Source organism: Citrobacter sp. RHBSTW-01013 (assembly GCF_013781985.1).
In the GTDB taxonomy this organism is placed as follows: Bacteria; Pseudomonadota; Gammaproteobacteria; order Enterobacterales; family Enterobacteriaceae; genus Citrobacter; species Citrobacter braakii.
The window spans coordinates 2949160-2975809 of record NZ_CP056185.1; the positions used below are offsets into that span (position 1 = coordinate 2949160).

Annotated in this window: 28 protein-coding genes; 16 read left to right on the forward strand and 12 right to left on the reverse strand. The window is 53.1% G+C overall.

Going from position 1 to position 26650, the window contains the following annotated elements:
* Positions 1 to 8 precede the first annotated feature (8 nt).
* The 7 genes from xthA (at position 9) to HV350_RS14305 (ending at position 7138) form a co-directional block, all read left to right on the forward strand.
* Entirely contained in the window at positions 9 to 815 is an 807-nt protein-coding gene (gene xthA, locus HV350_RS14275; RefSeq protein WP_016156323.1) for an exodeoxyribonuclease III, read from the forward strand.
* 223 nt (positions 816 to 1038) lie between these two features.
* Entirely contained in the window at positions 1039 to 1695 is a 657-nt protein-coding gene (locus tag HV350_RS14280; RefSeq protein WP_169330183.1) for a TVP38/TMEM64 family protein, read from the forward strand.
* Positions 1692 to 2402, forward strand: a complete 711-nt coding sequence (locus tag HV350_RS14285) for a TVP38/TMEM64 family protein (protein ID WP_181628760.1) — start codon at positions 1692 to 1694, stop codon at positions 2400 to 2402. The genes HV350_RS14280 and HV350_RS14285 overlap by 4 nt, the downstream gene beginning before the upstream one ends.
* 32 nt (positions 2403 to 2434) lie before the next feature.
* Positions 2435 to 3604 (forward strand): ABC transporter substrate-binding protein, encoded by a 1170-nt coding sequence (locus HV350_RS14290; protein WP_181628762.1) that lies wholly within the window; start codon positions 2435 to 2437, stop codon positions 3602 to 3604.
* The gene (locus tag HV350_RS14295) at positions 3577 to 5112 is read left to right on the forward strand and encodes a thiamine ABC transporter permease (RefSeq protein ID WP_181628764.1); all 1536 of its coding nucleotides are present in this window, start codon (positions 3577 to 3579) and stop codon (positions 5110 to 5112) included. The genes HV350_RS14290 and HV350_RS14295 overlap by 28 nt, the downstream gene beginning before the upstream one ends.
* Positions 5112 to 5744 (forward strand): ATP-binding cassette domain-containing protein, encoded by a 633-nt coding sequence (locus tag HV350_RS14300; RefSeq protein WP_181628765.1) that lies wholly within the window; start codon positions 5112 to 5114, stop codon positions 5742 to 5744. The genes HV350_RS14295 and HV350_RS14300 overlap by 1 nt, the downstream gene beginning before the upstream one ends.
* A gap of 86 nt (positions 5745 to 5830) precedes the next feature.
* Positions 5831 to 7138, forward strand: a complete 1308-nt coding sequence (locus HV350_RS14305) for a sulfurtransferase (protein ID WP_047418447.1) — start codon at positions 5831 to 5833, stop codon at positions 7136 to 7138.
* Positions 7139 to 7238: 100 nt separating this feature from the next.
* Here HV350_RS14305 and HV350_RS14310 read toward each other — a convergent pair whose 3' ends face one another.
* Both HV350_RS14310 and HV350_RS14315 read right to left on the reverse strand, forming a co-directional pair.
* Positions 7239 to 7862 carry a CDP-alcohol phosphatidyltransferase family protein gene (locus HV350_RS14310; RefSeq protein WP_181628767.1) on the reverse strand — a complete coding sequence of 208 codons (624 nt, stop codon included), beginning with the start codon at positions 7860 to 7862 and terminating at the stop codon, positions 7239 to 7241.
* On the reverse strand, positions 7855 to 8424 hold the full coding sequence (locus tag HV350_RS14315) for a carboxymuconolactone decarboxylase family protein (protein ID WP_016156315.1): 570 nt from the start codon (positions 8422 to 8424) through the stop codon (positions 7855 to 7857). The genes HV350_RS14310 and HV350_RS14315 overlap by 8 nt, the downstream gene beginning before the upstream one ends.
* Positions 8425 to 8503: 79 nt before the next feature.
* On the opposite strand from HV350_RS14315, the gene HV350_RS14320 reads away from it, so the two are divergent.
* The gene (locus tag HV350_RS14320) at positions 8504 to 8917 is read left to right on the forward strand and encodes a pyrimidine (deoxy)nucleoside triphosphate diphosphatase (RefSeq protein WP_181628769.1); all 414 of its coding nucleotides are present in this window, start codon (positions 8504 to 8506) and stop codon (positions 8915 to 8917) included.
* Here HV350_RS14320 and HV350_RS14325 read toward each other — a convergent pair.
* Positions 8877 to 9137: a YnjH family protein gene (locus HV350_RS14325; protein ID WP_170973731.1), complete on the reverse strand. Its 261-nt coding sequence runs from the start codon at positions 9135 to 9137 to the stop codon at positions 8877 to 8879. The genes HV350_RS14320 and HV350_RS14325 overlap by 41 nt on opposite strands.
* Positions 9138 to 9389: 252 nt before the next feature.
* Here HV350_RS14325 and gdhA point away from each other — a divergent pair, with 252 nt between their 5' ends.
* Positions 9390 to 10733 carry an NADP-specific glutamate dehydrogenase gene (gdhA, locus tag HV350_RS14330; protein WP_016152833.1) on the forward strand — a complete coding sequence of 448 codons (1344 nt, stop codon included), beginning with the start codon at positions 9390 to 9392 and terminating at the stop codon, positions 10731 to 10733.
* A gap of 63 nt (positions 10734 to 10796) precedes the next feature.
* On the opposite strand, the gene HV350_RS14335 is transcribed toward gdhA, so the two are convergent.
* The 3 genes from HV350_RS14335 to HV350_RS14345 all read right to left on the reverse strand — a co-directional run bounded on the left by HV350_RS14335 (position 10797) and on the right by HV350_RS14345 (position 14459).
* The gene (locus tag HV350_RS14335) at positions 10797 to 12743 is read right to left on the reverse strand and encodes a DNA topoisomerase III (protein ID WP_181630663.1); all 1947 of its coding nucleotides are present in this window, start codon (positions 12741 to 12743) and stop codon (positions 10797 to 10799) included.
* Positions 12744 to 12747: 4 nt separating this feature from the next.
* Positions 12748 to 13791, reverse strand: coding sequence for a selenide, water dikinase SelD (gene selD / locus HV350_RS14340; protein WP_016152831.1), 1044 nt, complete (start codon positions 13789 to 13791; stop codon positions 12748 to 12750).
* A gap of 116 nt (positions 13792 to 13907) precedes the next feature.
* Positions 13908 to 14459: an NAD(P)H nitroreductase gene (locus HV350_RS14345; protein WP_016152830.1), complete on the reverse strand. Its 552-nt coding sequence runs from the start codon at positions 14457 to 14459 to the stop codon at positions 13908 to 13910.
* A gap of 175 nt (positions 14460 to 14634) precedes the next feature.
* On the opposite strand from HV350_RS14345, the gene sppA reads away from it, so the two are divergent.
* The 5 genes from sppA to yajD all read left to right on the forward strand — a co-directional run bounded on the left by sppA (position 14635) and on the right by yajD (position 20168).
* A complete protein-coding gene (sppA, locus tag HV350_RS14350) occupies positions 14635 to 16491 on the forward strand; it encodes a signal peptide peptidase SppA (RefSeq protein ID WP_181628771.1) in 1857 nt (618 codons plus the stop codon).
* Positions 16492 to 16546: 55 nt separating this feature from the next.
* On the forward strand, positions 16547 to 17563 hold the full coding sequence (gene ansA / locus HV350_RS14355) for an asparaginase (RefSeq protein WP_016156311.1): 1017 nt from the start codon (positions 16547 to 16549) through the stop codon (positions 17561 to 17563).
* Between the two features lie 8 nt (positions 17564 to 17571).
* Positions 17572 to 18216, forward strand: coding sequence for a bifunctional nicotinamidase/pyrazinamidase (gene pncA / locus HV350_RS14360; RefSeq protein ID WP_094761837.1), 645 nt, complete (start codon positions 17572 to 17574; stop codon positions 18214 to 18216).
* Positions 18217 to 18476: 260 nt separating this feature from the next.
* Positions 18477 to 19730, forward strand: a complete 1254-nt coding sequence (locus tag HV350_RS14365; protein ID WP_049271252.1) for a glycoside hydrolase family 18 protein — start codon at positions 18477 to 18479, stop codon at positions 19728 to 19730.
* Between the two features lie 93 nt (positions 19731 to 19823).
* The gene (gene yajD, locus HV350_RS14370) at positions 19824 to 20168 is read left to right on the forward strand and encodes an HNH nuclease YajD (protein ID WP_003832478.1); all 345 of its coding nucleotides are present in this window, start codon (positions 19824 to 19826) and stop codon (positions 20166 to 20168) included.
* 44 nt (positions 20169 to 20212) lie between these two features.
* On the opposite strand, the gene HV350_RS14375 is transcribed toward yajD, so the two are convergent.
* Both HV350_RS14375 and msrB read right to left on the reverse strand, forming a co-directional pair.
* Entirely contained in the window at positions 20213 to 20488 is a 276-nt protein-coding gene (locus tag HV350_RS14375; protein WP_016152817.1) for a YeaC family protein, read from the reverse strand.
* A 42-nt stretch (positions 20489 to 20530) separates the two neighbouring features.
* Positions 20531 to 20944, reverse strand: a complete 414-nt coding sequence (gene msrB, locus HV350_RS14380; protein WP_016152816.1) for a peptide-methionine (R)-S-oxide reductase MsrB — start codon at positions 20942 to 20944, stop codon at positions 20531 to 20533.
* Between the two features lie 341 nt (positions 20945 to 21285).
* Between msrB and gapA the strand changes: the two genes are divergently transcribed.
* Positions 21286 to 22281, forward strand: coding sequence for a glyceraldehyde-3-phosphate dehydrogenase (gene gapA, locus HV350_RS14385; protein ID WP_003030697.1), 996 nt, complete (start codon positions 21286 to 21288; stop codon positions 22279 to 22281).
* 199 nt (positions 22282 to 22480) lie between these two features.
* On the forward strand, positions 22481 to 23365 hold the full coding sequence (locus HV350_RS14390) for a D-hexose-6-phosphate mutarotase (protein WP_181628772.1): 885 nt from the start codon (positions 22481 to 22483) through the stop codon (positions 23363 to 23365).
* Between the two features lie 95 nt (positions 23366 to 23460).
* Here the strand turns inward: HV350_RS14390 and HV350_RS14395 are convergent, their stop codons facing one another.
* The 4 genes from HV350_RS14395 to HV350_RS14410 form a co-directional block, all read right to left on the reverse strand.
* Positions 23461 to 24315 carry an aldo/keto reductase gene (locus HV350_RS14395; protein WP_181628774.1) on the reverse strand — a complete coding sequence of 285 codons (855 nt, stop codon included), beginning with the start codon at positions 24313 to 24315 and terminating at the stop codon, positions 23461 to 23463.
* 178 nt (positions 24316 to 24493) lie between these two features.
* Positions 24494 to 24847 carry a hypothetical protein gene (locus HV350_RS14400; RefSeq protein WP_016152813.1) on the reverse strand — a complete coding sequence of 118 codons (354 nt, stop codon included), beginning with the start codon at positions 24845 to 24847 and terminating at the stop codon, positions 24494 to 24496.
* Between the two features lie 10 nt (positions 24848 to 24857).
* The gene (locus tag HV350_RS14405; RefSeq protein ID WP_019076610.1) at positions 24858 to 25100 is read right to left on the reverse strand and encodes a hypothetical protein; all 243 of its coding nucleotides are present in this window, start codon (positions 25098 to 25100) and stop codon (positions 24858 to 24860) included.
* A 577-nt stretch (positions 25101 to 25677) separates the two neighbouring features.
* Positions 25678 to 26424, reverse strand: a complete 747-nt coding sequence (locus HV350_RS14410; protein ID WP_016152811.1) for a MipA/OmpV family protein — start codon at positions 26422 to 26424, stop codon at positions 25678 to 25680.
* Between the last annotated feature and the right edge of the window lie 226 nt (positions 26425 to 26650).

The following is a 26650-nucleotide window of genomic DNA, read 5'->3' on the forward strand; positions in this document are numbered from 1 at the left end:
CAGCGACTATGAAATTTGTCTCTTTTAATATCAACGGCCTGCGTGCCCGTCCCCATCAACTGGCAGCCATTGTCGAAAAACACCAACCGGATGTTATTGGCTTACAGGAGACAAAAGTCCACGACGATATGTTCCCTCTCGAAGAGGTAGCAAAGCTGGGTTATAACGTCTTTTATCACGGTCAGAAAGGCCATTACGGCGTAGCACTATTAACGAAAGAAACGCCGATTGCGGTGCGTCGTGGCTTCCCGGGTGATGGCGAAGAAGCGCAGCGTCGTATCATCATGGCGGAAATTCCGTCGCCTCTGGGCAGCATCACGGTGATCAACGGCTATTTCCCGCAGGGCGAAAGCCGAGACCATGAAACCAAGTTCCCGGCCAAAGCCGCGTTTTATCAGAACCTACAAAACTATCTGGAGACTGAACTGAAGCGCGACAATCCGGTATTGATCATGGGCGATATGAATATCAGCCCAACCGACCTCGATATCGGTATTGGCGAAGAGAACCGTAAACGCTGGCTGCGTACCGGCAAATGTTCCTTCCTGCCAGAAGAGCGCGAGTGGATGGAACGTCTGCTGGGCTGGGGCCTGGTAGATACCTACCGTCACGCCTGGCCTGAAAAGAACGACCAGTTCTCGTGGTTTGATTACCGCTCAAAAGGCTTTGACGATAACCGTGGCCTGCGTATCGATCTGCTGCTGGCGAGCAAACCGCTGGCGGAGCGCTGCGAAGAAACCGGCATCGACTATGAAATCCGCAGCATGGAAAAGCCGTCCGACCATGCGCCTGTATGGGCTAAATTCCGCGTCTGATCGTCTGTGTATTTTCACTCTCCGGGCCTGGCCTGGAGAGTCTGTTTATTCTGTGCAAAATCAATAAAGCCACGGTAATACATTGTTGCGGCCGGAAATTTATTATATCTTCGCGCGCACTTTTCGCTGACGAAAACGCCACATTGCACTCGGTTTTACAGGAGAACCCCCATGAAAAAGAAGTTCGCATAACGCAGAATACCGGCTGCTAATTGTTGCGGTATTGTTCTGCGTTCTGGCGGGAGTTTTCCATCATTACGGTCTGACCGATCTGATCACCAATTTCCATCATTTACAAGATGTCATCCGCCAAAGCGGCCTGTTCGGCTATACCCTTTATATCCTGCTGTTTATAGTTGCCGCGCTGTGTCTGATCCCTGGCAGCATTCTGGTGATCGTCGGCGGTGTGCTGTTTGGCCCGGTGACAGGGACGCTTATCTCGTTAGTGGCGGCAACCATGGCTTCGGCGCTGTCATTTATGTTGGCTCGCTGGCTTGGCCGGGAATTGCTGCTGAAATACGTTGGCCATACGGCAACGTTTCAGGCTATCGAAACAGGCATTGCCCATAGCGGAGTAGACTTTCTGATCCTGACCCGGCTCGTGCCACTGTTCCCCTATAACATTCAAAACTATGCCTATGGGCTGACGGCCATTCCGTTCTGGTCATTTACCGTGATATCTGCGCTAACCACCTTGCCCGGCATCTTTATCTATACGCTGATGTCGCACGAACTGGCCAGCGAAGGGATTAGCTGGGCATTTATCGGTAAGCTCAGCGTTGCGGGGCTGGCGCTATTCGTCCTCGTTCAGGCCGCCAAAGCCTGGGCGCGGCATAAACATGTCGATCCGGCGCCCGGTCACGAGTACGCGGGTAAATGATCAAGATGAATAAAGCGCGGCGGACACGCTATTACCGTTTAAGCTTGCTTGCCCTGCTGCTGCTCGCCCTGATGGCGTGGGCGTGGATACCTGGCGTGAGTGATTTTCTTCACGCCAGCCTGGCGGCATTTACCACGCTCGATCAGCATACTCTTGAGAACTTCATTCGTTCTTACGGAACCCAGGCGGCGGTCGTGTCGTTCTTCCTGATGATCTTACAGGCCATCGTCGCACCGCTTCCCGCCTTTGTGATCACCTTTGCCAATGCCTCGCTGTTTGGCGCATTTTGGGGCGGCGTTCTGTCCTGGAGCAGCGCGATGGCAGGCGCGGCGCTGTGCTTTTTTATTGCCCGCGTTTTAGGTCGCAGCGCGGTGGAAAAACTGACCGGAAAAACGGTGCTGAACAACATGGACTCTTTTTTCGAGCGCTATGGCAAGCACACAATTCTTGTCTGTCGCCTGTTACCTTTTGTGCCGTTCGACCCGGTAAGCTACGCAGCAGGCCTGACCTCGATTCGTTTTCGCCATTTCTTCATCGCCACCGGCATCGGTCAGTTACCGGCCACTATCGTCTATTCATGGGCTGGTAGCCTGTTAACCGGCGGCACATTTTGGTTTGTTACCGGCCTGTTCATCCTGTTCGCTCTGAGCGTGGTGATTGCCGTGGCCAGAAGCCTTTATCTTGAGCATCAACGGAAAAAGACCTGAGTCTTTCCCCCATTTTGAGCAATGGAGATATTATGCGTTACTGCTTATTGTGCCTGAGTTTGCTGCTCTCTCCGCTGGCGGCTTTCGCCGAGGACGCCAGTTGGCAGCAAATCAAAAATGACGCCCGCGGTCAGACGGTGTGGTTCAACGCCTGGGGTGGTGACAACGCAGTTAACCAGTATCTCGACTGGGTTAGCGGCGAGATGAAATCGCACTATGCCATTAACCTGAAAATCGTACGCCTGGCGGATGCCGCCGACGCCGTAAAACGTATCCAGACGGAAGCGGCATCTGGGCGAAAAACCGGTGGCTCGGTCGATTTACTGTGGGTGAACGGCGAAAATTTCCGCACGCTGAAAGAAGCCGGGCTGCTACAGACCCAGTGGGCACAAACGCTGCCTAACTGGCGCTATGTTGATACCCAGAAACCGGTGAACGAAGACTTTTCCATTCCAACGGAGGGGGCTGAATCACCGTGGGGCGGCGCACAGCTTACCTTTATTGCCAGGCAGGATCTCACCGCGCAGCCGCCGCAATCCCCGCAGGCACTGCTTGAGTTTGCCCAGGCGCACCCTGGCACGGTGACCTATCCGCGTCCGCCAGACTTTACCGGAACGGCTTTTCTTGAGCAGTTGTTAATTTCGCTCACCAACAAGCCGCAGGCGCTGAAAATAGCGCCCAATGCGTCCACATTCGCCGACGTTACCGCTCCATTGTGGCATTACCTTGATGCTTTGCATCCTGCCCTGTGGCGCGAAGGTAAAGATTTTCCGCCCACGCCCGCGCGAATGGATGCGCTGCTCAACGGTGGCACCCTGCGTTTATCAATGACCTTTAATCCTGCCCACGCGCAGCAAAAAGTGGCCCGCGGTGAATTACCCAAAAGCAGCTATAGTTTTGGTTTCTCACAGGGCATGCTCGGCAACGTGCATTTTGTCACCATTCCAGCGAATGCGCGTGCCAGCGCCGGAGCGAAAGTCGTGGCAAATTTCCTGCTTTCACCCGAAGCGCAGCTGCGTAAAGCCGACCCGTCAGTCTGGGGAGATCCTTCGGTGCTTGATCCACAAAAATTGCCTGTCGACCAGCGTAATGCGCTGCTGGCGCGGATCCCACAAGGGCTCCCTACCATGCTACCAGAACCGCATGCTGCATGGGTAAACGCTCTGGAACAAGAATGGCTACGCCGCTACGGTACACATTAATTCTGCTACTCTGGGCCATCATGGCGGGCGTTTATCTGCCGCTGGCGCCAGCGGCTTTTTCTCTGATAACGCCGGCGCTGAGCACCAGACACTGGCTGGCGCTATTTAGCGATCCTCAACTCCCGCAGGCGTTACTGGCAACGCTGGTTTCCGTAAGCCTCGCGGCTGGCGGCGCGCTGATCATCGCCCTGCTGGCGATCCTCGCCTTATGGCCCGGCGCAGGCTGGGCACGTCTGTGCACACGTCTTCCGTGGCTGCTGGCGATTCCACATGTTGCCTTCGCCACCAGCGTGCTGTTGGTTTTTGCCGAAGGCGGCATGCTCTGGCAATGGCTCCCGTTTCTCAGCTCCCAGCCTGACCGCTACGGCATTGGGCTTGGCGTAACGCTGGCGGTAAAAGAGAGTGCCTTTTTGTTATGGATCCTCTCAGCTCTGCTGAGTGAAAAACAGCTTTCGCAGCAGGTTATCGTCCTGGATTCGCTGGGTTACAGCCGACTGCAATGCCTGAACTGGCTGGTTCTGCCCTCTCTCGCCCCCGCGTTAGGCAAAGCCATGCTGGCGATCGTCGCCTGGTCGCTCTCGGTAGTGGATGTAGCAATCGTCCTTGGTCCCGGAAACCCACCAACGCTCGCCGTGTTGAGCTGGCAATGGCTCAGTCAGGGCGATGCCGAGCAACAGGCTAAAGGAGCACTCGCCAGCCTGCTGCTGGTACTGCTGCTACTCATCATCGCGCTGGCGGGGTATCTGCTCTGGCGCGCCTGGCAACGCACTATTCCCGCAGTAAACGGGGAACGCCTGCGTTTTTCATCCTGTACAATCGGCCGTTCGCTGGTACAACTTTTGCCCTTTGGCGGTGTGGTGTGCGCGCTGGTTCTGGCGCTGATCGCCAGCTATTCGTCGCTAAATAGCGAGGCGCTCAGCAATAGCCTGCAACTGGGGCTTCTCTCCAGCGTGCTGGCGCTGCTGATACTTTTTGCCTGGCTGGAATGGGGTCCGCAAACCGGACACCGTTGGGTCTGGCTACCGCTCATTTTGCCTGCGCTGCCGCTGGTGACTGGACAGTATCTGTTGGCGTTATATGCCGGACAGGATGGGCTGATGATAACCATTGTCTGGGGACACCTGCTGTGGGTGATGCCATGGATGCTGTTTGTGCTCAAACCGGCGTGGCAACGCATTGACCCACGATTGATTTTGATTGCGCAAACGCTGGGTTGGACCCGGGGCCGCATATTCTGGCAAGTAAAATGTCCGCAGCTGGCGCGCCCGGCGCTGGTTGCCTTCGCGGTAGGGTTCTCAGTCAGTATCGCCCAGTATATGCCGACGCTGTGGTTAGGCGCCGGGCGCTATCCCACGCTGACCACCGAAGCGGTAGCATTAAGCAGCGGCGGTAGCACCGCCATTCTGGCAACCCAGGCGCTATGGCAGCTTCTGTTACCGCTTATAATTTTCGCACTGGCGGCGTTTCTCGCTGCGTGGATTGGCCGCTTTCGACAAGGACTCCGCTAATGCTCATTGTACAAAGCGTTTCGTTGTACCAGGGTACGACAGCGCTACTGAAGGACGTTAATTTCCAGGTTAATAAAAGTGACATTGTCACCATTATGGGACCTTCCGGCAGCGGTAAGTCTTCGCTATTTTCATGGATGATCGGGGCGTTGTCTCCTCATTTTCAGGCGTCAGGCGAACTGTGGCTCAACGAACAGCGCGTAGACACACTGCCTACCGCGCAGCGCCAGATTGGCATTCTGTTTCAGGATGCGCTGCTGTTTGACCATTTCAGCGTTGGGCAGAATTTACTGCTGGCCTTACCCGCCAGCGTGCAAGGTCCCGCCAGACGCCATGAGGTGGAAAGCGCCCTCGCACGCGCGGGCCTGGCAGGATTTTATTCACGCGATCCGGCTTCGCTCTCCGGCGGGCAACGGTCGCGTGTCGCCCTGCTTCGCGCGCTTCTGGCGCAACCCCAGGCGCTGTTACTCGATGAACCCTTTAGCCGGCTGGATGCGTCGCTGCGCGATACCTTTCGCCAGTGGGTCTTCACCGAAGTACGTAAACAGGGTATTCCGGTGGTCCAGGTTACCCACGATGCGCAGGACGTCCCACCAGCAGGTCGTGTATTACAGATGGAAAACTGGGCGTGAATGTGGCGATATGCTGCGTTAACGCAAGGTTTTTACTTAACTGGCGGCACAGAATGTCGTCCTCTTTTTCAACGTCGGGCTATTCGATGAAACGTGTTTCTCAAATGACCGCGCTGGCACTGGCTTTAGGGCTCGCTTGCGCTTCTTCCTGGGCTGCTGAAACAGCACAGACGCTCACCCTCAACCAGTTACAGCAAAAGCAAGGCGCGGCGATCGATACCCGTCAGAGCGCTTTTTATAACGGCTGGCCGCAATCGCTTAATGGTCCTTCAGGACACGAGCCTTCCGCACTGAACCTGTCTGCCGCCTGGCTCGACAAGATGAATGATGAACAACTCAGCGCCTGGGTTAAGGCACATCACCTGAAAACCGACGCGCCGGTGGCATTGTATGGCAGCGATACTGACATGCAGGCCGTCAAATCCCGCCTGCAGAAAGTCGGCTTTAACGCTATCTCAACCCTCAGCGATGCGCTTACGGACCCTGCCCGCCTGCAACGTCTGCCGCACTTCGAACAGTTGGTTTACCCGCAGTGGCTGCACGACCTTCAGCAGGGTAAAGAGGTGACCGCCAAACCGGCCGGTGACTGGAAAGTGATTGAAGCCGCCTGGGGCGCGCCGAAGTTGTATCTGCTCAGCCATATCCCTGGCGCGGGCTACATTGATACCAACGAAGTCGAAAGCGAACCGCTGTGGAATAAAGTGTCCGACGCGCAGCTCAAAGCGATGCTGGCGAAACACGGCATCCGCCACGACACCACGGTGATTTTATACGGCCGCGATGTCTACGCCGCCGCGCGCGTGGCACAAATTATGCTGTATGCAGGTGTGAAAGATGTTCGTCTGCTCGACGGCGGCTGGCAGACCTGGTCTGACTCAGGTTTACCGGTCGAACGCGGTACTGCACCAACGGTGAAGCCTGAACCTGATTTCGGCGTGACGATCCCTGCCCAACCGCAACTGATGCTGGATATGGAACAGGCTCGCGGTCTGCTGCATCGCCAGGATGCGTCTTTGGTGAGCATTCGTTCATGGCCGGAATTTATCGGTACGACCAGCGGCTATAGCTACATTAAGCCAAAAGGTGAGATCGCAGGGGCGCGTTGGGGCCATGCAGGCAGCGACTCCACCCACATGGAAGATTTCCATAATCCGGATGGCACCATGCGCAGCGCCGATGACATCGCCGCCATGTGGAAGCAATGGAATATCCTGCCAGAGCAACAGGTCTCATTCTATTGTGGTACCGGCTGGCGTGCTTCGGAAACGTTTATGTATGCCCGCGCAATGGGCTGGAAAAACGTCTCCGTCTACGACGGCGGCTGGTATGAGTGGAGCAGCTCTCCGAAAAACCCGATCGCCAGCGGTGAACGGGGTCCGGACGCCAGCAAGTAAGATTGTCATTGTTGCCGGATGCAGCGAGAGCGCTTTACCCAGCCTACATAAACCATCGTTGTAGGCCAAATAAGCGAAGCGCATCCGGCAACGCACTACGTTACGCCTGACGTTGGACCGCTTTCAGCGTCAGATATCCGCTCCAGAGCCGGGTGAACGTCGTCATCCAGCACAGCGCGCCAAAGACCCACGCCATTACGGCAAAATATTCCGGGAACAGACATCCCAACACAAACAGCAAAATCGTCTCGGTTCCTTCGGTCAGTCCGCCCAGATAATAAAACGATTTATGCGCATAACCGGGGTTATCAATCTGATGCTTTGCCGCCAGCGCGGCGAAGGCCAGAAAGCTGCTGCCGGTGCCAATAAACGCGAACAACAGCCAACCGCCTGCCAGCGCATTTTGCGCCGGCGCAGCAAGAATAAAACCAAACGGCACTAAGGCGTAAAACAGAAAATCGAGCGAGATATCGAGAAATCCTCCCGCGTCCGTTAGTCCTCTGCGCCGTGCCAGCGCCCCATCCAGCCCGTCAAACAGCCGATTGAGTACAATGGCCACCAGCGCCGCCATATACCAGCCTAACGCCAGAAATGGCAACGCCAGCACGCCAATAGCAAAACCGACCAGCGTAAGTCCGTCCGGGGTAATCGCCGGTTGATCAAGGATGCCCACGCAGCGATGTAAAAGCGGTTTTAATCGCGGATGAAGATGGCGGTCAAGCATGCGGGCGTCCTTTAAAACTGTCGCACAGTCCCTGGGAGGGAATATCGAGAGCGGCATTAAAACGCGCCGAGAGATTTTGAAACGCAATCAGCGCGGTCATTTCAGTAATGGCATCATCGGTAAAATACTGCTTCATCTGCGCTTTCAGCGCATCGTCAACCTGTGGTGGCGTTGCGGTGACCGCATCAGCATAGGCCAGCCCTACACGTTCTTCTGCGCTAAATAGCGTTGATTCTTGCCAGTTGGCAACCTGTAAGACTTTATCCAGCGCGCCGCAGCGTTCAGCCAGCCGTAAACTGTTGGCGTCAACGCAGAAAGCGCAGTGGCACACCTGAGAAACGCGGGTCATCAACAGCGCGCGCATCACCGGCGACAGGCGCGCCTTTTTACGCTCCAGAAACCCGACAAACAGCGCCACCAGCCAGAACAGGAACGGCATCCGCCCCCACCAGCGCGTGGGATGCAGCACATCGCCATAATGTTTTTTCTGTGTAGCAACGAGCGGTTGCAAACTGGAAGGGATACGCGTTAACGGTTTTACCCACGACTGAGGATCGTTCAACGGTGGCTCCTGAATACTTTAGATAAAACAAAGATAGCGATAGTATGTCATTTTCTACCGTTAGATCTTGATGAATATAATGAAAACCCTCGACGTGGTCGCCGCTATCATTGAACGTGATGGCAAAATTTTACTGGCTCAACGCCCGCAGCATGCGGATCAGTCAGGTATGTGGGAGTTTGCTGGCGGTAAGGTTGAGCCGGGGGAAAGTCAGCCAGAGGCGCTGATCCGTGAACTGCGTGAAGAGTTGGGCATCGAGGCGGTCGTTGAGTGCTACATTGCCAGCCATCAACGCGAGGTTTCAGGCCGACTCATTCACTTACATGCCTGGCATGTACCGTCATATCAGGGGGAGCTGAGAGCGTATGAGCATCAGGATATCGTCTGGTGTTCACCCGAAGAGGCGCTGCGTTATCCGCTGGCGCCTGCCGATATCCCGCTATTAGAAGCGTTTATCCTTTTACGCGACGCCAGACCAGCGGATTCGTGCTGATCGTTTTATCATCGCGCTGGCACTGAAGCAAAACGCCATCCGCTTTAATCACCGCCCCTTCTGAGTAGTTTTGATCCTGATAAATGCAGCACTGACTACAGGGTTGCGCCCGCTGACCGCTGGAACTGAACACTTCCGGCGGGACATTCACCTGCACGTCCGGGCGATAGAGCTGATTTGCCAGCGTCGCGCTGGACACCAGTGCCAACGCTCCTGCCATGATTATACGGCGCATATTCTTTCCTTTTTGACTGACAGTTATGCTCAGTATAACGGTATAAACCGGCAGAAACTTTAGCCCTTGCCATCATCGCTTTTGGTTATGACCCACGCCGCAATATTAATTTACTTAGCGCGGTTAATTTTTTCTTGCGTCCCGTCACACTGCTGATGTTATAGTCAAAAACTGCAAAACACTTAACACAAAAATCAAAAATATAACCATATCAATACATAAGAGGTATTTATATCTATGGATCAGACACGTTCTCTGGAGTCATTCCTTAACCATGTGCAAAAGCGCGACCCGAATCAGACCGAGTTCGCGCAAGCCGTTCGTGAGGTAATGACGACACTGTGGCCCTTCCTCGAGCAAAACCCGCGTTATCGTCAGATGTCGTTGCTGGAACGTCTGGTTGAACCGGAGCGCGTGATCCAGTTCCGCGTCGTCTGGCTGGACGATCGCAATCAGGTGCAGGTCAACCGCGCGTGGCGCGTGCAGTTTAGCTCCGCCATTGGCCCATACAAAGGCGGGATGCGTTTCCACCCTTCCGTGAACCTGTCGATCCTGAAATTCCTTGGCTTCGAGCAAACATTTAAAAACGCCCTCACCACGCTGCCAATGGGCGGGGGTAAAGGCGGGAGCGATTTCGATCCTAAAGGTAAAAGCGAAGGCGAAATCATGCGTTTTTGTCAGGCGCTGATGACCGAACTGTTCCGCCATTTAGGGCCCGATACCGATGTTCCGGCGGGCGATATCGGCGTAGGCGGTCGTGAAGTCGGCTTTATGGCCGGGATGATGAAAAAACTGTCCAACAACAGCGCCTGCGTCTTTACCGGTAAAGGTCTCTCTTTCGGCGGCAGCCTGATTCGCCCGGAAGCTACCGGCTACGGTCTGGTGTACTTCACCGAAGCGATGCTCAAACGCCATGGTCTGGGCTTTGAAGGCATGCGCGTGGCCGTCTCTGGTTCCGGTAACGTGGCGCAATTCGCCATTGAGAAAGCCATGGAGTTTGGCGCGCGAGTAGTCACCGCCTCCGACTCCAGCGGTACCGTGGTCGACGAAAGCGGATTTACCAAAGAAAAACTGGCGCGTCTGTGCGCGATCAAAGACAGCCGCGACGGCCGCGTGGCGGATTACGCCCGCGAATTTGGCCTGACCTATCTGGAAGGCCAACAGCCGTGGTCTGTTCCGGTTGATATCGCCCTGCCGTGCGCCACCCAGAACGAACTTGATGTCGATGCGGCACGCGTGCTGATCGCCAACGGCGTGAAGGCTGTCGCCGAAGGGGCAAACATGCCTACCACCATCGAGGCCACCGATCTGTTCCTGGAAGCGGGTGTATTGTTCGCGCCGGGTAAAGCGGCCAACGCGGGAGGCGTAGCGACATCCGGTCTGGAAATGGCGCAGAACGCCGCACGTCTGGGCTGGAAAGCGGAGAAAGTGGATGCGCGCCTGCACCACATCATGCTGGATATTCACCATGCCTGCGTCGAGTACGGCGGCGAAAGCAAGCAAACCAACTACGTACGTGGCGCCAACATCGCGGGATTCGTGAAAGTTGCCGACGCGATGTTGGGCCAGGGTGTGATTTAATTCAGATCTGTTGTTCCCGTAGGCTTGATGCGGCACACATGCCTTATCAAGCCTAAGAGCGCATTACAGACCCGCCTCTTCAGATGGCGGTTTTTTTTTCGCCGTGCGTTTCCGCGGCGCGCTCTTTTTCTTGTCACCACCACTACTACCCGGTGCGGCAATACCACGGAAGCGTCGTACCGGCGTGCTGCGCGCCTGATCGATTAGCTGATACAGCGTCCCCACCAGCGGCTGCATGAAATCCTGATATCGACACTGTTTTTCGCTGATTTGGGTCAGGATAGATTCCCAGTGCGCAGTCATATCCGGACGCGTCGCCATTTCAGGCAGCGAATGAAACAGCGCTTTTCCGGCATCGGTAGAATGGATATAGCGCCCCTTTTTCACCAGGAAACCACGCTTAAACAGCAGCTCGATAATCCCGGCGCGCGTCGCTTCCGTTCCCAGTCCGTCCGTTGCGCGCAGGATCTTTTTCAGATCTTTATCCTGCACAAAGCGCGCGATTCCGGTCATCGCTGACAGCAGCGTGGCATCGGTAAAATGCCGCGGAGGCTGGGTCTGTCGTTCAACCACTTCGCCTTTTTCGCACAGCAGCTCGTCGTCTTTTGCCACCACCGGCAGCGGCGTCCCGTCGTTATCTTCGTCGCGCTCTTTGTTGCCTAGCAGCGTACGCCATCCGGCCTCTGCCAGAAAACGGGCTTTGGCGACAAACTTACCTTTCGCGATGTCCAGCTCAATAACGCACTTCCTGAATACCGCATCCGCGCAAAACTGCATCAGATATTGACGGGCAATCAGGTTGTATATTTTCGCTTCATTATCGTTCAGGTTGATGGACGAACTGCGCGCGGTTGGAATGATGGCGTGGTGGGCATCCACTTTTTTATCATCCCAACAGCGGTTTCGCGTATCGGGATTGACCGCCGGTTGCGGAAGCAGATCCGGCGCATGGACGCTAATCGCGTTCAGCACCGCGTGACGTCCGGCAAAGTGTTCTTCCGGCAGATAACGGCTATCCGAACGCGGATAGGTGATCAGTTTATGGGTTTCATACAGCTTCTGGCAGATATCCAGAACGTTTTGCGCACTTAAGCCAAAGCGTTTCGCCGCTTCAATCTGCAACGCCGACAGCGAAAACGGCAGCGGCGCGGATTCTGATTCCCGTTTATCGTTATAGCTGGTGACAATCGCCGGCTGACCGTTAATGCGGTTTACCACGTGTTCAGCCAGCGAGCGATTCAGCAAGCGCCCTTCTTCATCCTGATGCGGCTCACACGCTTCGCTCGGCTGCCAGATAGCGGTAAACCGCTCATCGGCGGGCGTCACGATATGCGCTTTCACCTCGAAGAAGTCTTTGGCAACGAAGTTTTCAATCTCTTCATCGCGGCGCACAACCAGTCCGAGCACCGGCGTTTGCACGCGCCCGACCGAAAGTACGCCCTGATAGCCCGCGTTACGCCCCAGAATGGTATAAGCGCGCGTCATGTTGATACCGTACAGCCAGTCCGCCCGCGCTCGCGCCAGTGCCGACACGCAAAGGGGGATGAACTCACTGTTGGCGCGCAGACGCTCAATCGCCCGCTCGACGGCCTGCGGGTTGAGGTCGTTAATCAGGCAGCGTTGCACCTGCTGGCGCTTTTCAGGGGCCAGTTGCAGGTAATCAAGCACTTCATCCACCAGCAGCTGTCCTTCACGATCGGGGTCACCTGCGTGAATGACTTCACTGGCCTCATGCAAAAATCGCTTAATAACGTTGAGCTGTTTGGTCACCGAGGGACGCGGCTGCAGTTGCCACTTTTCCGGGACAATCGGCAGATCAACCAGACTCCAGCGAGCATAACGACTGTCGTAGGCATCTGGCTGCGCCTGCTCAAGCAGGTGACCAATACACCAGGTCACCACTTGCCCGTTTCCGCACTCGATAAAACCGTCACCTTTGCGATGCGGCTTCGGCAGCACATCGGCGATAGCGCGCGCCAGACTCGGTTTTTCGGCAATAAACAACCGCATCGAGTTAACGGATCTCAACCATGGCGCGACCGCCACGAGCTTCCACTAACTCACCAATCGCAGTGAGGTCGATGCCAAACTGCGCAGCTGCCGCTTTAACTTCGGCTTCAGCTTCCGGCGTTACCGCTAACAGCAGACCACCGGAAGTTTGCGGATCGCAGAGCAGATCGCGAACCGACTGCGGCATTTCACCCATCAGGTGTCCGTAGCTGGCAAAGTTACGCTGGGTACCGCCTGGCACCGCGCCCTGCGCGATGTATTCTTCAACACCTGGCAGCTTAGGAATAGCCTGGTAGACGATCTGCGCCTGAACGCCGGCCCCCTGACACATCTCGCTCAGATGCCCCAGCAGCCCAAAACCGGTAACGTCGGTCATGGCTTTCACGCCGTCGATATCGGCAAATGCCGCCCCGGCAATGTTCATCCGGCACATCACTTCCGTCGCCAGCCCTTTGTGCTCGTCCTTCAGCAGCGATTTTTTCTCTGCGGTGGTCAGGACACCAATACCCAGAGGCTTGGTCAAAAACAGCTTGCATCCCGCCTCGGCGGTGCTGTTTTTCTTCACGCGTTCAGTTGGAACAACGCCGGTTACCGCAAGACCAAAGATAGGCTCAGGGGCATCGATAGAGTGCCCCCCCGCCAGCGCGATACCCGCCTGACGGCAGGCAAAGCGTCCGCCCTCGGTTACTTCGCGGGCGATTTCCGGCGCCAGCTTATCAAGCGGCCAGCCCAGGATAGCAATTGCCATAATCGGTTTGCCGCCCATGGCGAAAATATCGCTGATGGCGTTGGTGGCGGCGATGCGGCCAAAATCAAACGGATTATCGACAATCGGCATAAAGAAATCAGTGGTGCTGATTACGCTGGTGCCGTTTCCCAGATCGTATACAGCCGCGTCGTCGCGGGTTTCATTACCCACCAGTAAGTTTGGATCAACAAACTTCGCCTGCTCACTGTGCAGGATGGTTTCCAGCACTTTTGGGGAAATTTTACAACCGCAACCGGCTCCGTGGCTGTATTGCGTTAAACGAATAGCTTGCTCGCTCATGGACATCTCCTGTCATTGCAATCCGGATATGGTAGCGCTCATTCCATGATGTGGTAAGAGTGACTGTCTGAATTCGGGTGCCTTTGCTCATAATCCAGACAGTTTTGCCGTTGATATCAGAAATAACGGACGAATGCGCTCGGATCGGCAAGGGTAATCGTCGTGGATGCTTTCAACTGTGGTGTGCCCAGATAGAGAAAACCGACGATTTTATCTTGTGGGCGACAGTCAAACGCTTCGCGGACGACCTCACTTTCGGTTAATGCGCCACTGCGCCAGATACCGCCAAAGCCCTGGGCAATGGCAGCCATCTGCATGGCCATCACCGCACAACCGGCAGACATTTCCTGTTCCCATAGCGGAACTTTGTCGTTTGCTTCACATTTCGCCACCACGGTAATAATCAGCGGCGCGCGAAACGGCGCGCTGCGCGCTTTTTCCTGGGCCTTCTCATCGCTGCCAGATGCAATAGCGCCTTTTTCAAGCACGGCGGCAAAGCGTTCACGCCCTTCGCCTTCAATGACAAAAAATTGCCACGGTTGCAGCGTTTTGTGGTCCGGCGCGCGCATTCCCGCACGCAGAATATTTTGCAGTTGTTCTCCTGCCGGGGCCGGTTCGACGAGACGAGAGGCGCTACGACGGGTCATAAGTAATTCGAGTGCATCCATTTGCTTAACTCCAACAATGAAATTTGTTCACAAAATTAACACGTGAGCGGATTTTGTTACAGCACAGGCGGTGATTCCTGCTGACAAGTGCCTGTCGGGTCATTACGATAGCCTCATCTTATCGCCTTTCTCCGGGATTTCGGGGTGGCGTGTTGTTAATTGGTAGGGAGAATACATGCGAACCCTGTGGCGATTTATTGCCGGATTTTTTAAATGGACATGGCGATTACTCAATTTCGTCCGTGAATTTGTGCTTAACCTGTTCTTCATCTTTTTGGTGCTGGTTGGCGTGGGCATCTGGATGCAGGTCAGCAGCAGCAACACCAGCGAACACGCTGAGCGAGGCGCGCTGCTGCTGGATATCTCCGGGGTGATTGTCGATAAGCCTTCGAGCACCAGTCGTTTAAGCGTTATTGGCCGTCAGCTGTTTGGCGCCAGTTCCGATCGTCTGCAGGAAAACTCCCTTTTCGATATCGTGAATACGATTCGCCAGGCAAAAGATGATCGCAACATCACCGGCATCGTGATGGATCTGAAAAATTTTGCCGGGGCAGACCAGCCTTCCATGCAGTATATCGGCAAAGCACTGCGGGAATTCCGCGACAGCGGTAAACCGGTCTTTGCCGTGGGCGATAACTTCAGCCAGGGGCAGTATTACCTCGCCAGTTTTGCTAACAAAATTTACCTCTCTCCGCAGGGTTCCGTTGATCTGCACGGCTTTGCCACCAACGGTCTGTACTACAAGTCCCTGCTCGATAAGCTGAAAGTTTCCACGCACGTGTTCCGCGTCGGGACCTATAAGTCTGCCGTAGAGCCGTTTATCCGCGATGATATGTCTCCTGCCGCGCGTGAAGCCGACAGTCGTTGGATCGGCGAGCTGTGGCAGAACTATCTCGACACGGTCGCCGCCAACCGCCAGATCCCAGCTCAGCAGGTGTTCCCAGGCGCACAGGCGATGCTGGACGGTTTGACGAAGGTCGATGGAGATACGGCGAAATATGCGCTCGACAACAAACTGGTGGATGCACTCGCCTCCAGCGCCGAAGTCGAAAAAATGCTGACCAAACAGTTTGGCTGGAGCAAAGCGGATAAAAACTATCGCGCCGTCAGCTATTACGATTATTCGCTGAAAACACCGGCGGATACCGGAGACAGCATTGGCGTTATCTTCGCGAACGGCGCGATTATGGACGGTGAAGAAACCCCAGGAAATGTGGGGGGCGACACCACTGCCGCACAAATCCGCGAAGCGCGTCTCGATCCGAAAGTGAAAGCTATTGTACTGCGCGTTAACAGTCCTGGCGGCAGCGTCAGCGCCTCGGAAGTCATTCGTGCTGAGCTGGCTGCGGCAAAAGCGGCGGGTAAACCGGTTGTCGTGTCTATGGGCGGCATGGCGGCCTCCGGTGGCTACTGGATCTCCACCCCAGCCAGTTACATTGTGGCAAACCCCAGCACTTTAACCGGTTCAATCGGGATCTTTGGTGTGATCAACACCGTAGAAAACAGCCTGGATTCCATTGGTGTACATACCGATGGCGTGGCCACTTCCCCGCTGGCGGATATCTCCATCACCAAAGCGTTACCGCCTGAAGTGCAGCAAATGATGCAATTGAGCATTGAAAATGGCTATAAGCGCTTTATCACGCTGGTCGCGGATGCACGTAAGACAACCCCTGAGCAGATTGACAAAATCGCGCAGGGTCACGTCTGGACCGGTCAGGATGCGAAAGCCAACGGACTGGTAGACAGCCTCGGTGATTTTGACGACGCCATCGCGAAAGCGGCTGAGCTTGCCAAGCTGAAACAGTGGCACATTGCGTATTATCAGGATGAACCGACATTCGTCGATATGGTAATGGACAGCATGTCAGGCTCCGTTCGCGCCGTGCTGCCCAAAGCTATTCAGGCCATGCTCCCGGCGCCGTTTGCTTCTGCGGCCAGTGCAGTTAAAGCGGAAAGCGATAAGCTGGCCGCGTTTAACGATCCGCAAAACCGATATGCGTTTTGCCTGACCTGCGCCAACGTTCGCTAACAATTGCCCCCTCTTCGGGATGAAGAGGGGTTTTCATTGAGACAGAAGAAAAGTCATGCAAAAGAAATCGATTTACGTTGCCTATACCGGCGGTACCATTGGTATGCAGCGCTCAGAACAGGGTTATATTCCTGTTTCTGGTCATCTCCAGCGTCAACTGGCATTGATGCCTGAATTCCACCGCCCGGAGATGCCAGACTTCACCATCCACGAATACGTCCCGTTGATGGATTCCTCCGACATGACGCCGGAAGACTGGCAGCATATTGCGGAAGACATTAAAGCGCACTACGACGATTACGATGGTTTTGTCATTCTGCACGGCACCGACACCATGGCGTTTACGGCTTCAGCGCTCTCTTTTATGTTGGAGAACTTGGGTAAACCGGTAATTGTGACAGGGTCACAAATCCCGCTGGCAGAGCTACGTTCAGACGGGCAAATCAACCTGCTCAATGCGCTGTACGTTGCGGCAAATTACCCGATCAATGAAGTAACCCTGTTTTTCAACAATCGACTGTTTCGCGGCAACCGTACCACTAAAGCGCACGCCGATGGCTTTGACGCCTTTGCCTCACCCAACCTTGCGCCGCTACTGGAAGCCGGGATCCACATCCGTCGACTGGGAACTCCGCCAGCACCGCACGGCGCAGGTGAACTGATTGTTCATCCTATTACTCCACAACCGATTGGCGTAGTCACCATTTACCCAGGTATCTCCGCTGATGTGGTGCGTAACTTCCTGCGCCAGCCGGTGAAAGCGTTAATTTTGCGCTCCTACGGCGTGGGCAATGCACCGCAAAATAAAGAGTTTCTGCAAGAACTTGAAGATGCGAGCTCACGTGGCATTGTGGTGGTGAACCTGACCCAGTGTATGTCCGGCAAGGTAAACATGGGTGGCTATGCGACGGGTAATGCCCTCGCCCACGCTGGCGTGATTGGCGGCGCGGATATGACCGTCGAAGCCACGCTCACCAAATTGCATTATTTACTCAGTCAGGGACTGGATGTGCAGAGCATTCGTGAAGCAATGACGCAAAATCTGCGCGGCGAGCTCACCCCGGACGAATAAAGGAGTCTATGCCCATGGCCCGAGCCTTACTGTTGGTCGATTTACAAAATGACTTTTGTGCCGGCGGCGCTCTCGCTGTTCCGCAAGGCGACAGCACAATCGAGATTGCCAACCGTCTGATTGACTGGTGCGCCCTACGCGGCGACACGGTTGTTGCCAGTCTGGACTGGCATCCGGCTAATCACGGTAGTTTTGCCAGCCAGCATCAGGTCGCCCCCTACAGTCAGGGACAACTGGATGGTCTGGCGCAAACATTCTGGCCCGATCATTGCGTGCAAAACAGCGAAGGGGCGGCCCTGCATCCGCTGCTGAACCAGCGTGCAATAGCGAAAACCTTCACCAAGGGCGAGAACCCGCTGGTCGACAGTTACAGTGCGTTTTTTGATAACGGTCGTCGTCAGGCAACCGCGCTGAACGCCTGGCTGCTCGAACACCGTATTGCTGAGCTTATTATCATGGGTCTGGCTAGCGACTATTGCGTTAAATTCACCGTTCTGGATGCGCTCGATCTTGGGTATACCGTCAGCGTTATTACCGACGGCTGCCGTGGCGTCAATATTCAACCCCAGGACAGTGCAGAGGCGTTTATGGAAATGGCCGCAGCGGGCGCGACGCTGTATACGCTTGATGACTGGCTGGAAACCCAGCGCTAATACTTTAAAACGCCTTATCCGGCCTATTGAATTTGCGCATGTATGCAAATCTGTAGGCCAGAAAAAGGACTTGCGTCAACAATCAGTAATGTTTGCCCCAACCGATACAACCTACCAGAAATGGTTTGCCGCTTCGCCAACATGACGTGAACACCTTCGCATTTTTCCTGTTATGAAACTGTTAACCTGCAGGTGCTGTTTTTTTCGCCACGCCATTTCCGTGGCGTGTTTGCTTGTTTAAATGTCAAAGAGGAACACCGATGAAACTATTGCCTTTGTTGGCAGCATTACCCCTGCTTTGCGCCAGCGTTGTTTCCGCCAGTTCACTGATGTCAGTTGGCTACTTCAATGGTGGCGGCGACGTCACTGCCGGTCCTGGTGGCGACATCAATAAACTGGATGTTCGTCAGATAACCCATCTCAACTATTCGTTTGGCCTTGTCTACAACAACGAAAAAGACGAGACCAATGACGCCTTAAAAGACGCCAGCAAGCTGCATCAGATTTGGCTTTCACCGAAAGTGCAGGATGATTTACTGAAAATTCCACAGCTGCGTAAACAGAATCCGAACCTGAAAGTATTGCTTTCCGTCGGTGGTTGGGGGGCACGTGGATTCTCAGGCGCGGCGGCAACGAAAGAATCGCGCGCGGTGTTTATTCAGTCTGCTCAGGAGATAATTGCGAAATATGGCCTTGATGGCATCGACCTCGACTGGGAATACCCGGTCAACGGCGCCTGGGGACTGGTCGAAAGTCAACCGGCCGACCGAGCTAACTTTACCGCGCTGTTAAAAGAACTCCGCGCCGCATTGGGGCATAAAAAACTACTGACTATCGCCGTGGGCGCAAATGCGGAAAGCCCGAAAAGCTGGGTGGATGTGAAAGCCATTGCGCCATCGCTCGACTACATAAACCTGATGACCTATGACATGGCTTACGGTACGCAGTATTTCAACTCGAACCTGTACGATTCGACACAATGGCCGACGGTTGCCGCGGCGGATAAGTACAGCGCTGATTTTGTGGTCAACAACTATCTTGCTGCCGGTCTAAAAGCGAGTCAGATGAACCTGGGCATTGGTTTTTATGGTCGCGTACCGAAACGCGCTGTTGAGCCTGGCATTGACTGGAGCAAACCTGACGCACAGAAAAATCCTGTTACCCAGCCCTATTTCGAGCCCGCGCAAATTGAATTGTTCAAATCACTGGGCGTCGATCTGAGCAAAGATACCTATGTGAAGTACAACGACATTGTGGCGAAATTGATCAACGATCCGCAAAAGCGCTTTAGCCAGCATTGGGATGATGAAGCAAAAGTGCCGTGGCTGTCAGTGCAGTCTGTGGAGGGAAAAGCGCTCTTTGCCCTCTCCTATGAAAACCCGCGCTCGGTAGCGATCAAGGCTGACTACATCAAGAGCAAGGGGCTGGGAGGCGCCATGTTCTGGGAATACGGTGCGGATGACCAAAACCAGTTGGCTAAGCAGTTAGCCGATTCGTTAGGCATCAAACACTGATCCCAACGCCTGACACAATAGGTTATGATTATCGCATTCTGCTGCGCCAGCTTTTGGCGCAGCTTTTCATTTTCTACTGGAGGCATGAGCTTTATGGCTTTTATCCCTAAAAATTACGCCCGTCTGGAAGTCGGTTACCGGGAAAAGGCGCTTAAACTCTTCCCCTGGGTCTGCGGACGTTGTTCCCGTGAGTTCGTGTACTCAAATTTGCGCGAATTGACGGTACACCATATCGATCACGATCACTCCAATAACCCGGAAGATGGTAGCAACTGGGAAATGTTGTGCCTGTACTGCCACGATCACGAACATTCCAAATATACGGAAGCGGACCAGTATGGTTCAACGGTGGTTGCAGGCGAAGATGCACAGAAAGCGGTGGGCGAAGCGAAATATAATCCGTTCGCCGATCTGAAGGCGATGATGAACAAGAAATAACTTCAACTGCGGGCCCGACATAGATGTTTGCCGGGCCTGAGTAATCAGGATTTAAACGTCGCAATGGGTTCGGGCGTAATACCAAACTCCACTTTCAACTGCTGCTTACTCTTCATCACCATCTCACCGTTGGTATCAATCGTCATATGCTGCGCGTCAATATTGTTTCGCGCCTGCCACAACATCACCAGCTGTAAGCAGTTCTCTTTTTGTTCTGCCGTTAGCGCCACGCCATCCGGCCATTTTCCGAGTTCAACGGCAGTTGATAAGCGCTGATAAACTTCCGGCGTCATGCTGTTGATCATCTCATCAAGATTCATGTTAAATCCACTCTCCGTAGAATAATTTGCTGAATCGTTTCTTCAACCTTTGGTCTGCTCACCGTTTTCACCATCGGTGAAGTTCAAAGACGCTGAGTTAACGCAGTAACGTTCACCGGTAGGTTGCGGACCATCCGGGAAGACGTGCCCCAGGTGCGCATCACAGTTACCACAGCGGATTTCAATGCGCTGCATGCCGTGTGAAGTATCTTTAATGTAACGGATAGCCTCTGCGCTGACAGGCTCGTAAAAACTGGGCCAGCCGCAGCCAGAGTCATATTTTGTCTCGGAACGAAATAGCGGTTTGTCGCAGACCAAACAGTGGTAGATGCCGTCACGCTTGTTGTGCAGCAAACGCCCGGTAAATGGCGGTTCTGTCCCGTGATTCTGCGTCACGTAGAACTGCATTTCGGTTAAATTTTTTTTTAGTTCTTCTGGAGAAGGTTGATTAGCCATTTGCTCACATCTCGCTTTATCTAAACTCACATCGCGAGACAGATTCTAACAAAACATTAACACCAGAGTGCGAACTTTTGTTCTAAACTTGATCCGTGCGAAATGGCAGCCTGCAATTCGTGATCACAATCACGTTTTTATCTTGATTGCCCTTTAAAATTCGGGCCGCCGACCCCATGTGGTTTCAAGCCCAAAGGAAGAGTGAGGCGAGTCAGTTGCGCAAAGCTTAAGCAGCAGATTGATTTGTCGCAATGATTGACACGATTCCGCTTGACGCTGCGTAAGGTTTTTGTAATTTTACAGGCAACCTTTTATTCACTAACAAATAGCTGGTGGAATATATGACTATCAAAGTAGGTATCAACGGTTTTGGCCGTATCGGTCGCATTGTTTTCCGTGCTGCTCAAGAACGCTCTGACATCGAGATCGTTGCAATCAACGACCTGTTAGACGCTGACTACATGGCTTACATGCTGAAATATGACTCCACTCACGGCCGTTTCAACGGTACCGTTGAAGTGAAAGACGGTCATCTGATCGTAAACGGTAAAAAAATCCGTGTTACCGCTGAACGTGATCCGGCTAACCTGAAATGGGACGAAGTTGGTGTTGACGTAGTAGCTGAAGCTACTGGCCTGTTCCTGACAGATGAAACCGCTCGTAAGCACATCACTGCTGGCGCGAAAAAAGTGGTTCTGACTGGTCCGTCCAAAGATAACACTCCGATGTTTGTTAAAGGCGCTAACTTTGACAAATACGAAGGTCAGGACATCGTTTCTAACGCTTCCTGCACCACTAACTGCCTGGCTCCGCTGGCTAAAGTTATCAACGACAACTTCGGCATCATCGAAGGTCTGATGACTACTGTTCACGCGACCACCGCTACTCAGAAAACCGTTGATGGCCCGTCTCACAAAGACTGGCGCGGCGGCCGCGGCGCATCCCAGAACATCATCCCGTCCTCTACCGGTGCTGCTAAAGCTGTAGGTAAAGTACTGCCAGAACTGAACGGCAAACTGACAGGTATGGCGTTCCGCGTTCCTACCCCGAACGTATCTGTTGTTGACCTGACCGTTCGTCTGGAAAAAGCTGCTTCTTACGAAGAAATTAAGAAAGCAATCAAAGCTGCTTCCGAAGGCCCGATGAAAGGCGTTCTGGGTTACACCGAAGACGACGTAGTATCTACCGATTTCAACGGTGAAGTTTGCACTTCCGTGTTCGATGCTAAAGCTGGTATCGCACTGAACGACAACTTCGTGAAACTGGTATCCTGGTACGACAACGAAACCGGCTACTCCAACAAAGTTCTGGACCTGATTGCTCACATCTCCAAATAAGTTGAGATGAAACAGTAATCTGTAAGAGCGACTCAGGTCGCTCTTTTTTTTGCCTGAAGATACCCGTCATACTTCAAGTTACCGGTGTGTTGGCAATGCTCTCTCACCCGAATCACTTACTTCTGTAAGCTCATCGGGATCGTTCACTTGCCGCCGTCCTGCAACTCGAATTATTTAGGGTAAAAAAAAGGATTGCATAATGATTAATAAAATTTTTGCACTTCCGGTAATCGAACAAATTACCCCGGTCCTCTCCCGCCGCCAGCTTGATGAACTTGAGATTCTTGTGGTCGATCATCCACAGGTTAAAGCATCTTTCGCACTGCAGGGCGCACATTTTCTTTCCTGGAAACCCAACGGCGAAGAGGAAGTCCTGTGGCTAAGTAACAATACCCCGTTTAAAACCGGCGTAGCGCTGCGTGGCGGCGTACCAATTTGCTGGCCGTGGTTTGGTCCGGCTGCTCAGCAGGGCCTGCCTTCTCATGGTTTTGCCCGCAACCTGCCATGGACGCTGAAAGCGCACAACGAAGACGACAATGGCGTGGCGCTAACGTTTGAATTGCAAAGCAACGCTGAAACGCGTCAGCTATGGCCGCACGAGTTCTGCCTGCTGGCCCGTTTCAAAGTAGGTGCCACCTGTGAAATGGAACTGGAAGCCCACGGTGAATTTGAAACCACCTCTGCGCTGCATACCTATTTCAACGTCGGTGACATTGCGGCAGTAAAAGTCAGTGGACTTGGCGATCGCCTGATCGACAAAGTGAATGATGCTAAAGAAGATGTGCTGGCTGATGGTATCCAGACCTTCCCGGACCGCACCGATCGTGTCTATCTGAATCCGCAAGCGTGCAGCGTTATCCATGATGATGCGCTCAACCGCAATATCGACGTCGTCCATCATCACCATCTGAATGTCGTGGGCTGGAACCCGGGTCCGGCGCTGTCCGTTAGCATGGGCGACATGCCGGATGACGGCTATAAAACCTTTGTTTGCGTAGAGACGGCTTACGCGACCGCGCCGCAGAAAACCCGCGAAGAAAAACCATCACGCCTGGCACAAACTATCCGCGTTGCTAAACGCTAAAATTGTGTCTGTAGCCTGACGGAACTTGCGCCTTATCCGGCCTACCAAACATTGCGTTGGCCGGATAAGAAGCGTGAGCATCGCCATTCGGCAAATCAGGCCATATCCAGCACCGTTTTACCCTTTGGCGCTGGATATGCCTTATCTAGCTGCTTCAGCTCATCAACAGAGAGCGTTATCTCCAGCGCGGCGGCATTTTGTTCGACATGCGCTATGCTTGCCGCTTTTGGAATCGCCATCACGCCCGGCAGACGAATCACCCATGCCAGCAAAATCTGCGCAGCACTAACATTGTGCGCGTGCGCGATGTCGTTCACCACAGAGTGAGAAAGCAAGTCACCGCGCAATCGCCCCGCCTGAGCCAGCGGACTGTAAGCCATGACCGGCATCTGCTGCTGCTGGCACCACGGCAGTAAATCATATTCAATACCGCGCGATGCTAAATGATAAAGCACCTGGTTAGTGGCACATTCCCGCCCACCTGTGACTTGCCATAACGCCTGCATGTCATCGTAATCGAGATTAGAGACGCCCCAGCGGCGGATTTTCCCCTGCGCAATGAGTGTTTCCATGGCATCAACGGTCTCAGCAAATGAAAAACTGCCCGTCCAGTGGAGCAAATAGAGATCCAGATAATCGGTTTTTAGTCGACGCAGGCTCGCTTCACAGGCGGCAATGGATTTCTGACCACCGGCATTCCAGGGATATACTTTCGAGACTAAAAAAGCGCTATCACGACGCCCGGTTAATGCTTCACCCACTACCTCTTCCGCTGCACCATCTGCATACATTTCGGCGGTATCGATCAACCGCAGACCGAGATCCAGACCAGCCCGCAGCGCTGAAACCTCTTCCCGGCGTCGGCCAGGATCCTCGCCCATGTACCATGTTCCCTGCCCAATAGCAGGCAGCGATACCTGCTTTGTAAACATCACCTGTTTCGCTGTCATCGCACCCTCCTGTGTTAATGCACCACAGTAAAGCAAAACAACTGGTATGTGTCCTGTTAGGGTGCACAAATTGCACCCTCTAAGATTGGAAGTTGACCGCTATGGCAACGGCAATAAAAAACCCGGGAACAAACTATGCTCCCGGGCCGAATGACAGAAAATCTTAACTGCACTGCGGTTATTTTAAGCGACCTAAATATTTCCCCTCTTTCATCGCGTTAATTTTCCCATTTTTATAGACAATGACGGAAATCAAGCCCGCGCTATAAGACTGAGCATCTGCATTGTTCTCATCATTTGCCGCCGCTTTGCCATTAATATAAGCAATACCATCAGCGCCACGTTTAAAGTCTACGCCCAGTTTATTCACATGCACGGGTGTGATTTTACTGGCGTGCACCGGAGCATTAGCATCGCTGACCATCGTTTTATGTTCATGCTGTAACTGCTGACGGTAAGCCTCGCTGATGGCATAGGCTGGTGCAGCCGCAGATGTTGCGACCAGTACAGCGATAATTATTAATTTCTTCATGAGTTACACCTTAATAATTATTGTGTTTGTGGTGATGACTGGAATTAGTATCATTTGAGTTATATACGTTTTGCGCGTTCTCCATAGCTTGTTTTTCAGCTACGGCATTGATTGTCGCCTGACGGTTTTGCTCAGCGATATAGCAGGCATCGCGGCTCACGCCCTTGCTTTCGCAAGCACTCATGCGTGAAGCCTCGGTGGAACATCCCGTCAGAATCCCACCCATCACTGCTATCATGATTAACTTTTTCATTATCTCTACCAGGTTTATTCGCAAGAAAACCACATGACATTTAATATCTGAGCCATGCAGCGTTACTGTCTTTACTTATTAAGTTGGAGTAATATCTGCAATCGCTTATTTAATGTCAATTTTAATTTTTTCAGATAAATACCTAAAAGATGTAAAATAAAAATTAACTTAATGATTTTATTTTTTCAAATGAAAGTTAACTTTCATCGTCACACAAAAACAATAAAATAGTTATCTTGCTATTTTTAGTGGCGAGAGTTTCACGATAAAATTATACCGTGATTATAAAATAGAATATTATCAATATATTGCGAAACCAGAAATCACTCTCCCAGAACAATGATTCGTGAAACTGTACAGATACTCCTCCATTCACAAACGAATAGATTTCAGTCTCATCAAACAACAGGTTTAATTTTGGTAATTGCGGCAGGAAAAATACGTTAACTATTTGTTGCGGCCGATGTAATGCCAAAACAGCACAAAAAATCAAATCACATGTTTTGGATCAATATTCATCTCTGATATGCACAAAAAGCCCGCATCTCTGCGGGCGACTGTTTGACACACAGTGGTATCAGAACTTGTAGGTAACACCCGTTGAAATCAGACCCGTCCAGGATTTGTCCACCATCGGACTGTCTGTCACTTCATCAGACAGGCGGGTATAACGCGCAGTACCGTATACGCTCCAGTTGCCCAGGAAGTTATAGTTTGCGCTGAGCTCCAGATACGGGTTCCAGGAGCTTTCAGGATCGTAGCTACGCAAGCCGCTACGGGCAGATTCATGGCGTGAAACACCATAATAGTATTCATTCTGGTTTTCACTGTTCCACTCGACACCAATCCCCGGAGTCAACGTCAGACCGCCATTGGTATAGCGGTATAACCACGCCAGATCCCATACAATACCATTGCTGTTATCCAGCGTATCGCCTGCAAGGCTGGTACGCAGGAAACCGTATTGCGTGTTGTGAATGTAAGAAAGGCCAGCCATCATGGTGCTCTTACGTTTATCCAGACTACGCAGACGGTTGTCATCGCTGTCACCCGGTTTGAAGTACATTGGCGACCAATAGGCCATCACCGACAGCTTATCGGTATCGTCATTCCACAGGTAGTAACCACCGCCCAGACCACGGAACCAGAAGTTATCGCTTTCATAAGTTACAACCGGGACCGGGTAAACGTCACTATCGTAATCTTTGTAAGGGTGCTCAACCACACCAACGCCTGCGCCCAGCGTCAGGTTGCTCTCTGCCTGTGCGACGTTAGCGGAAGTGGCGATAAGCACGCTAAGTGCCAGAAGTTTGAGTTTGGTCACAGTCAATAATTCCTTATTTAAATGTGTAGCGGTCAAAGTTTAACCGTCAATACGCTTCAGCCCAACTATTTTACGGATTCGCCCCAGAATGTAACCCCCTAATTTCTCAGCGAGTGATGACATTTTGCTTGCAGGACAGTGAACACCGCATGAATCCTGCCCCATAGATTTACAAAAGATGTGCTTTTTTTGCTGATGAGTTATTGATATGCCATTGAAATTCATT